Source organism: Staphylococcus sp. GDY8P120P, from assembly GCF_017892065.1.
In the GTDB taxonomy this organism is placed as follows: Bacteria; Bacillota; Bacilli; order Staphylococcales; family Staphylococcaceae; genus Staphylococcus; species Staphylococcus nepalensis.
The window spans coordinates 22,924-30,981 of record NZ_JAESKI010000038.1; the positions used below are offsets into that span (position 1 = coordinate 22,924).

An 8,058-nucleotide genomic window follows, 5' to 3' on the forward strand; every position below is an offset into this window, starting at 1 on the left:
GGATACTTATGAACACTTTAATTCTATGTGAAAAACCTTCACAAGCAATGGATTTAAGCACTGTTTTTGCAAAAAAGAAAAAACAAAATGGGTATATGGAAGTTTCAGATGAACAATTAAATGTAAGTGGTTTTTTAACTTGGGCAGTTGGTCATTTAGTCGAATTGCAAGAACCACAAGAATATGACGAAAAATATAAGAATTTTAGCACATATCCTATATTGTTAGAAAAAGACGATTTTCAATTTAAAGTATCTGACAAAACGAAAGATCAATTTAACAACATTAAAAATATATTTAAAGAAAACAAGATTGATGAAGTTATTATTGCTACTGACCCAGCTAGAGAAGGCGAAAATATAGCATATAAAATTTTAAATCAATTGAAAGTAACAGATAAAGTTACTATAAAAAGATTGTGGCTTACTTCTAAAGTTGAAAGTAGTATAAGAAAGGCTTTTAAAAATATATTACCTAAAGAAAAAACTTATGGATTTTACAAAGAGGGCAGGGCTAGAGAATTAAGTGATTGGTTAGTAGGAATTAACTTATCACGTCATTTTACTAAAATTTCACGAGAATTAGGTAATGACGGTGTTATTCACATTGGTAGAGTATCTAGTCCTACATTAAACATGGTTTACAACAGAGAAAATAACATCAAAGGTTTTAAAGGCAAAAAGTTTTATAAAGTTTCAGCGACTATTAACAAAGATGAACAAGAAGTAAAAACAGAGTTAAAAAACAAATTTGATAGTGAAGATGAATTGCACGAATTCTTGTTTGATAATGACATTACAGATTTAACACAAAAAGGAATAGTTACTGATATTGAGAAAGAAATAGGCTATACAATGCCACCTAAATTTTATGACTTATCAGCTTTACAAGAAGATATGAATGATAAATATAAAATAAGTGCGAAACGAACATTAGAAATCGCACAGACATTATATGAAAAGAAATTAATCACATATCCTAGAACTGATTCAAGATATATCACAGAAGATGAAAAAGAAATGTTAGTAGAAAATATAGATTATTTAAAAGAAATAACTAATACTAATTTGAATAATGAATTAACTAATAACAGCTTGATTAATCCTACTAAAATAGAAGATCATTACGCAATATTAATAACTGGAAATGATTTTAATAAAGTAGATTTAAAAGAAGAAGAAATCAATGTTTATAAAAGTATATTACAGAATGTGGCCATGAACTTTATGGATAAAGAGCAATATGAAACGACTACTATAGAAATTGCTGTTAAAAAGCTCATTTTTGAAGTGAAAGGTAAAATTATTCAAGATAAGGGATTTAAGGCTTTGTTAAATAAACAAAAAACTTCCGAAGAAACAATTCCTAATTTTGAAAAAAATGAAGAAGTAGATATTGAATTAGATTTGCTAGAAAAAGAAACGACACCTCCAAAAAGATATACAGAAAAAACATTATTAAAAGCAATGGCCAATCCTATAGAAACACTAGAAGATGAAGGATTAAAGTCTACACTTAAAGAAAGTAAAGGTTTAGGTACACCAGCAACTAGAGCTGACATTATAGAAAATTTGAAGAAGAATAAATATATTCAAGTACAAAAAAACAAAATTTATATTACTAAAAATGGTATATTAGCTTGTCTATTATTGGAAGGACATTTACTTTCAAAACCAGACTTAACAGGACAATGGGAAAAATATTTGAATGGTATTAGTAAAGGAGAAAAAGATGATGATTCATTTATAAATACCATTAATGAAATGATAAAAAAGACAATTAGCGAAGAAGTTAAAAATAAAGAAATTATACAAAAAGTGGCCAAAGAGAAAGTATCATCTAACAATATCGCAAAATGCCCTGCTTGTGATAATGGCTATTTAATAGATAGAAAAGGATTTTATGGTTGTACAGAGTACAATAACGGTTGTGAATTTACGATTCCTAAAAAACTGTTAGAAAAGAGTATACCTCCAACTGTAGTAAAAGCATTATGTGAAAGTAAGACAACTAAAAAATTAAAAGGCTTTAAATCTAAAAAAAGTGGAAAGTCATTTGATTGTAAGTTGATACTAACAAAAGAAAACAAAGTTCAGTTTTCATTCGATTAAAAGGAGGATAAGAAAATGAAAAAAGGAATATTCATTTTAACTGGTATTATTTGGCTAGTATTAATATATTTAGCGCAAATATTAGCATACGCATTAAACACACTAAGTAATACTAGCAATAAGCAAAAGATATTTAGCGACATATCACAGTTGTTTATCCCTCCAGCTAAACACCCAATAAGCACTATTATTGGTTTTATAACTGATAAAAATACAGTGTTTTTTGTAATAGGTGGAATAGCAACAATTATTTGTATATATATTCTAATAAAACAATTATTTGAGAGTAAAGACGGTAATGAAAAAAATCAAGATTATAAAATTGCTAAACATGGTTCTCATGGATCAGCTAAATTTGCTGAGGATAGTGAATTGTTTTCAGAAGGTCATTATAAAAAAATGAAAGAAAACGACATTACAAACTATGTTTACAACAGTTTAGATAAATCATTAATAGAAGAAAGAAGTGATAAGGAATGACTACACTTTTAGGCGAATTAGAAAGTAAAGCAACTTCTATAAATAAAAAGAATTTAGTGATACAAGATTTTGATACCAAATGCCCTAATAGAAATATATTTGTAGTAGGAGGGCCAGGTTCTTTTAAATCGGCTGGCTATGTTATACCTAATGTTATTGTTAAAAATCAACAATCAATAGTTGTAACTGACCCTAGTGGCGAAGTTTACGAAAAAACAGCTAATATTAAACGTATGCAAGGCTATGATGTTAGAGTTGTAAATTTCAAAAACTTTTTAGCCTCTGATAGACAAAACTTTTTTGACTATATTGATAAAGATTCTGATTGTTCAATTGTAGCTGAATTAATTATTAAATCAGCTGGGGATTCTAAAATGAATAAAGATGTATGGTATAAATCTTCTGTAGGATTACTAAATTCATTATTGCTATATGCTAAATATGAATTTGAACCCGAAAAACGAACTATAGGAAATATTATTAAATTTATTCAAAACAATAAACCTAATCATGATGACGAAGGATCAGTTGAATTAGATAATCGCTTTAATGAATTACCTAAAGACCACCCAGCTAGAGAAAGCTATGAATTTGGTTTTGCAGTATCAGAAGGAAGAACAAGAGCAAGTATTATATTAACCTTTGTAGCCGATTTACGAAACTACATTGATAACGAAATTAGAAGTTACACAAGCGATTCTGATTTTGATTTACGAGATGTAGGATTAAGAAAAACTATTATATATGTAATGTTGCCGGTTTTGGGGAACACTGTTCAATCACTTTCTAGTTTATTCTTCTCTCAAATGTTTCAACAGTTATATAGGTTAGGGGACGAAAACGGTGCTAGACTTCCAGTCCCAGTAGATTTTTTACTAGACGAATGGCCAAATATCGGCGCAATACCAGACTATGAAGAAACTTTAGCAACTTGTCGTAAGTATGGTATTAGTATAACAACAATTGTTCAATCTATTTCACAAGCTGTAGACAAGTATAATAAAGATAAAGCAAACGCTATTATAGGGAACCATGCTGTTATTTTATGTTTAGGTAATGTAAATAACGATACAGCTAAATATATAAAAGAAGAATTAGGTAACGCCACTGTAGAGTTTGAAACAAGCAGTGAAGGTTCTTCTAGTGGTAAAGATAGCAGAAGTAAATCATCAAATAAAAACGTGAGTTACACTGGAAGGGCGTTACTAAATGAAGATGAAATAAGCAATATGCAACAAGACAAAGCTATTCTCATAACCAAGAATAGAAATCCCAAAATCATTAAAAAGCTAGCATATTTCAAAATGTTTCCTAATTTAACTGAAACATATATAGCACCTCAAAATGAATATAAACGTAAAAAGAACCAATCTATGATTGATAAGCATAATAGATTAAGAGAAGAATGGGATAAAAAACAAGAGAAAATTAAACAACAAAAACTAGAAGAATATAAAGAAGAACAAAGACAGAAAGAGTTAGAGGAAGAACAACAAGCACAAGAAGAACAACAAAATGAGGAAGTAAAAGAGAGTAAAAGCAAAAATGAAGAACAACAAGAAGATAAGAAAGACGAGCAACAAAAAATTAATGATTCTAAAAAGGCATTTTATGAAAAATTAAAACAAAAACAAGCTAAATAAAAGTAGGATTTTACATTACATGACATGACATGTAATGTAAAATCTGTTATACTTGTAATGAAAGTTGAGGTGGTTGAATGGATTGGATTAAAGACGCTGTTAAAGACCTAACTAATGGTATTGCAGACGGTATGATGAATTTTATATTTCAATTTCTTTATACGCTATTTTATGAGCCTTTAAAGTTCTTTATATGGTTGTTAGATAAAATACTTATTGACCCTAATAGTATTTCAAGTGATTACATTTCAAATGCGTCTATATTGGTTAATAGCTTAATCACTTCAATAGCAGTATGTGTGTTTGCTTTTAAAATGGTTCAAGTTATGAAACAAAATGCAGAAGGTAACGCTGAAAGCCCAGGTTATTATGTAGCACAATTATTACCGAGTTCGTTATTGGTGGCAGCTTTACCATGGCTAGTTGATATAATGACTAAATTATCTTATGCAGCCACTAGGGCATTTTTAGATGTAGGTCAAAAAAGTTATTTAGAAACTATTAAAGAATGGAGTTCTTTAAAAAAAGGTCAAGACGGATTTAAAGAAATGCTAGGTTCTATGGGGACTATGGCAGGTAGTCAAATTATGTTTATTCTATTTATTCTATTGATTTTAGTATTTACTGTAATATTTATTTTCCAATTTGTTAGTAGGATAGCTGATTTAATAATAATGAAAGTAGTTGCCCCGTTGGTAGCAGTTTCATTATTAGCAGATGAAAATAATTATGTAGGTGTATGGTGGCGCGAATTATTGGCAATTAGTATTCAATTACCATTACAAGTGTTTACTTTCTTTGGAGGAATAAATTTATTCTTTGGCGCAAAGTTAGACGTAGGCACATTATTATTAGGTATAGGATTCTTTATTATTACAGTTAAATCGCCTTCCTTTATTAGATCAATGGTTTACTCTACTGGAAGTGGGCGAATGGCGACTGGAATGGCTGGAAGTGGTGCAAAACTTCTAGTTAGAAAAATGTTATCTAAATAAAGAAAGGAAGAAAATTATGATAAACAAAGTAATATATAGTGGACGTATCGCAACTGATTTAAAATTAAGAAAAAGTAAAAATGATAAGTCTTATGTTTTCTTTAACATAGCTGTACCTAGGCAGTTTGATAATGATAGAACAGATTTTATTAATTGTGTTGTATGGGGAAAACAAGCTGAAAGTTTAGTTGATTATCAAAGTAAAGGTAATCTAATTATAATTGAAGGTTCAACTGAAACATATAAAAAGGATAATATTAATATGTCTAGGTGTTTGGTTGAAAAGACTATCTTTTTAGAAAGCAAAAAAGAAAACAAAAAAGATGACGTGTCAGAAGATGACGCTATAAGCCCAGCAGAAGAAGATAATAGCAACGATAAATCTATTTCTGATGATGATTTACCATTTTAAAACTATAAAAGGACGTGTGAAAACACGTTCTTTTTTTAAAAATAGGAGTGATTTAGATGAAAGTAACAAATACAATTAGATTTGAAGAAGAAAAGAAAAACTTAATTGATAATGTAGTAAATACGCTAGAAGAATATAAAGATGTTATCGACAGTGAATTGCGTAGTATTAGAAACACTAATTATTTAGTTATGAGAAATAATTTTAATGTTCAATATAGTGTACATAGACAAAGTTCAAATATAGAAGATATAGACCCTTTAGAATCATTGAAAGTTCAATTGAATTCTATGGAACATGGTTATACTGATATAAAATTATTGAAAGATTCATTTGAGAATTTTCAAGTTAAGTATGAGGTTTACAGGGACGCTGTGAGAGATTTAATTCACTTTTATGAAGTTAGTGGAGTATTAAAGAAGGAAATTCTAAAAATAAGACAATTTGATAAATGCTTAAAACCATTAACAGAAGGGACAAGCAAAAAGGCAGATTTAAACCCACTTTTAGAACTAGAGGGAGCCTTTAATGTAATTAAAGATTTTAATGATTTCAAGAATTTAGAACGTGTTGAATATCTACTTGAAAAAGACGAAGAGGGCAACATAAAAACGGATAAAAACGGACAATACACTGTAGATAGAGAATACTTTATAAGTAGAGTATTAAAATTAAAAAATAACTTAAAAAAGAAATATGAAATTAACCAAAAAGCAATTGCTAAACTTTATAGAAAGCATAATACAAGTGATAGATTAAAAAGGTATTTAGAATTTGGCAGACGCTAATAGCTCAAATATTTTACTGTGTATGGAGGTTTATTTATGAAAAGAACTGACAAATATAGAGAAGAATATGAAAGAGAAAGAGAGAGAGAAAGACAATCAAGAAATAACTATGACATCAACGAAGAAAATAGAAGAAGGTTCTATGAACATCAACAAAGAATGTATGAAGAACAAAGAAATAAAAAGTACAAAAGACGTAATAAATGGTTTGGATTTATCATTATTATTTTAGTAATTCTTTTAGTGGCTTTAGGTGTGAAATCATGTAGTAATAATGATGAAACACAAGAATCAAGTAATAATCAAGCACAACAAGATAATACAGATCAATACGTTCAACAAAAAGATGATGAATTAAAGAGTAAAGTTGAAGATACAAAGACAAGCATTGAAAATTCTAATGATGATACACAATCTAAACTTCAAGAATTAAAAGACGAAGTTAATAATCTAAAGAATAATGCTAATGATGATAAGGCAGAAAAAGTAGCAAATGATTATCAAGATACAGTAAACCAGCTAGACAATGCACAGACAGCTAAAGAAAATGGTAATGATAGTAAAATGAAAGAAGAATTGAATAAAGTAAATAGTAAGTTAGATGAAATAAAAGATAAAATAACATCTTGGTTTGATAAAGATAACAACAAAAACGAATAATGTAGGAGGGGTTTTTTGGGGAATTTAGATTTTGACCACGAAGGATATAGAAAACTATTACCATTAAAAGAATACAAAGATTCTATAAAACATAGCGACAGCAAGACTAGAAATCATTTTATTGGTATGGCTTTTAATAATAAAACAGATGTGTTTAGTCGTAACTTCTCTAATAAAATGATAAACATATTTCCTAAAAAAGAATTTTATATTCATATACAACAATTTCCAGAGAATGATAGCCCTTCTTATATGGTATACAACACTGATATTACAGCATTTATTCAGTTTAGGTTAGCTGGGCGATCAGAAAATAAGTATTTAGAAAAAATTATCAGAGATTATGGTGTATTAATAGAAGTTGAGGCCTTACATTCATTTAAAAAAGGTATGGGGGCAATGCTGGTAAATCAATTGGAAAAGTTATCAGATAAACTGTTCATACCTATATTTCTTTATGATACTAATTTAAAAGATGAATTATATTATCAAGACTTAGGATTCTTTGATACTACTAAAAAAGGGGATTATGGAGAACCACTTTTAGTATATAAACCTAAAACTCTAGAAACTAATAAAAAAGAAAAGCCTATTAAATCTTTATTCAAGAAAGTATTCAATATCAATTAGCCTACAGTATTAAAGAGGTGGGGTAACTCATTTCTTTAATACTTATTTTATTAATAGGGGTTTAACATATGGATTATACAAATCAAAAAAGAAAATACATAATATTTGGTGTTATTCTTGTTATAACACTTCTAATTATTGGAATTGCTTACTATTTAATCAGTTTGAATAATGCTAAGGGACAAATTAGAGAATTTGAAAAATTTATACAGCAAAATGATTATAAAAGCATTGCTGATAAGCTATCTAATAATGAACAAACTTTATCAAAAGTAGACGCTAAAAACTTTGTGTTATTTGTTAAAAGTAAAGAAAATCAGATAAAGTCCGTATAATTGT

The 8,058-nt window shown here is 28.4% G+C and carries 9 protein-coding genes; all 9 read left to right on the top strand.

From position 1 onward, the window contains the following. Nucleotides 1–8: 8 nt before the first annotated feature. Nucleotides 9–2,111: a DNA topoisomerase III gene (topB, locus tag KA900_RS14400; protein ID WP_030061483.1), complete on the top strand. Its 2,103-nt coding sequence runs from the start codon at nt 9–11 to the stop codon at nt 2,109–2,111. Between the two features lie 15 nt (nt 2,112–2,126). Continuing rightward, nucleotides 2,127–2,591: a hypothetical protein gene (locus tag KA900_RS14405; RefSeq protein ID WP_000715271.1), complete on the top strand. Its 465-nt coding sequence runs from the start codon at nt 2,127–2,129 to the stop codon at nt 2,589–2,591. Then, nucleotides 2,588–4,234 carry a VirD4-like conjugal transfer protein, CD1115 family gene (locus tag KA900_RS14410; protein ID WP_030061486.1) on the top strand — a complete coding sequence of 549 codons (1,647 nt, stop codon included), beginning with the start codon at nt 2,588–2,590 and terminating at the stop codon, nt 4,232–4,234. Before KA900_RS14405 ends, KA900_RS14410 begins: the two co-directional genes overlap by 4 nt. A gap of 77 nt (nt 4,235–4,311) precedes the next feature. After that, nucleotides 4,312–5,229: a conjugal transfer protein TrbL family protein gene (locus KA900_RS14415; protein ID WP_030061488.1), complete on the top strand. Its 918-nt coding sequence runs from the start codon at nt 4,312–4,314 to the stop codon at nt 5,227–5,229. A gap of 16 nt (nt 5,230–5,245) precedes the next feature. Next, nucleotides 5,246–5,641, top strand: coding sequence for a single-stranded DNA-binding protein (locus tag KA900_RS14420; RefSeq protein ID WP_000608969.1), 396 nt, complete (start codon nt 5,246–5,248; stop codon nt 5,639–5,641). 56 nt (nt 5,642–5,697) lie between these two features. After that, nucleotides 5,698–6,429, top strand: coding sequence for a hypothetical protein (locus KA900_RS14425; RefSeq protein ID WP_210133604.1), 732 nt, complete (start codon nt 5,698–5,700; stop codon nt 6,427–6,429). A gap of 36 nt (nt 6,430–6,465) precedes the next feature. After that, nucleotides 6,466–7,089 carry a hypothetical protein gene (locus KA900_RS14430; RefSeq protein WP_030061493.1) on the top strand — a complete coding sequence of 208 codons (624 nt, stop codon included), beginning with the start codon at nt 6,466–6,468 and terminating at the stop codon, nt 7,087–7,089. Between the two features lie 15 nt (nt 7,090–7,104). Further along, nucleotides 7,105–7,719 (top strand): hypothetical protein, encoded by a 615-nt coding sequence (locus KA900_RS14435; protein WP_030061494.1) that lies wholly within the window; start codon nt 7,105–7,107, stop codon nt 7,717–7,719. A gap of 68 nt (nt 7,720–7,787) precedes the next feature. Further along, nucleotides 7,788–8,054, top strand: coding sequence for a hypothetical protein (locus KA900_RS14440; protein WP_030061495.1), 267 nt, complete (start codon nt 7,788–7,790; stop codon nt 8,052–8,054). The last annotated feature ends 4 nt before the right edge of the window (nt 8,055–8,058 follow it).

What these genes read in the sequence shown, in the direction of transcription:
- topB (WP_030061483.1), top strand. Translation starts at nt 9, where the DNA reads ATGAACACTTTAATTCTATGTGAAAAACCTTCACAAGCAATGGATTTA.
- KA900_RS14405 (WP_000715271.1), top strand. Translation starts at nt 2,127, where the DNA reads ATGAAAAAAGGAATATTCATTTTAACTGGTATTATTTGGCTAGTATTA.
- KA900_RS14410 (WP_030061486.1), top strand. Translation starts at nt 2,588, where the DNA reads ATGACTACACTTTTAGGCGAATTAGAAAGTAAAGCAACTTCTATAAAT.
- KA900_RS14415 (WP_030061488.1), top strand. Translation starts at nt 4,312, where the DNA reads ATGGATTGGATTAAAGACGCTGTTAAAGACCTAACTAATGGTATTGCA.
- KA900_RS14420 (WP_000608969.1), top strand. Translation starts at nt 5,246, where the DNA reads ATGATAAACAAAGTAATATATAGTGGACGTATCGCAACTGATTTAAAA.
- KA900_RS14425 (WP_210133604.1), top strand. Translation starts at nt 5,698, where the DNA reads ATGAAAGTAACAAATACAATTAGATTTGAAGAAGAAAAGAAAAACTTA.
- KA900_RS14430 (WP_030061493.1), top strand. Translation starts at nt 6,466, where the DNA reads ATGAAAAGAACTGACAAATATAGAGAAGAATATGAAAGAGAAAGAGAG.
- KA900_RS14440 (WP_030061495.1), top strand. Translation starts at nt 7,788, where the DNA reads ATGGATTATACAAATCAAAAAAGAAAATACATAATATTTGGTGTTATT.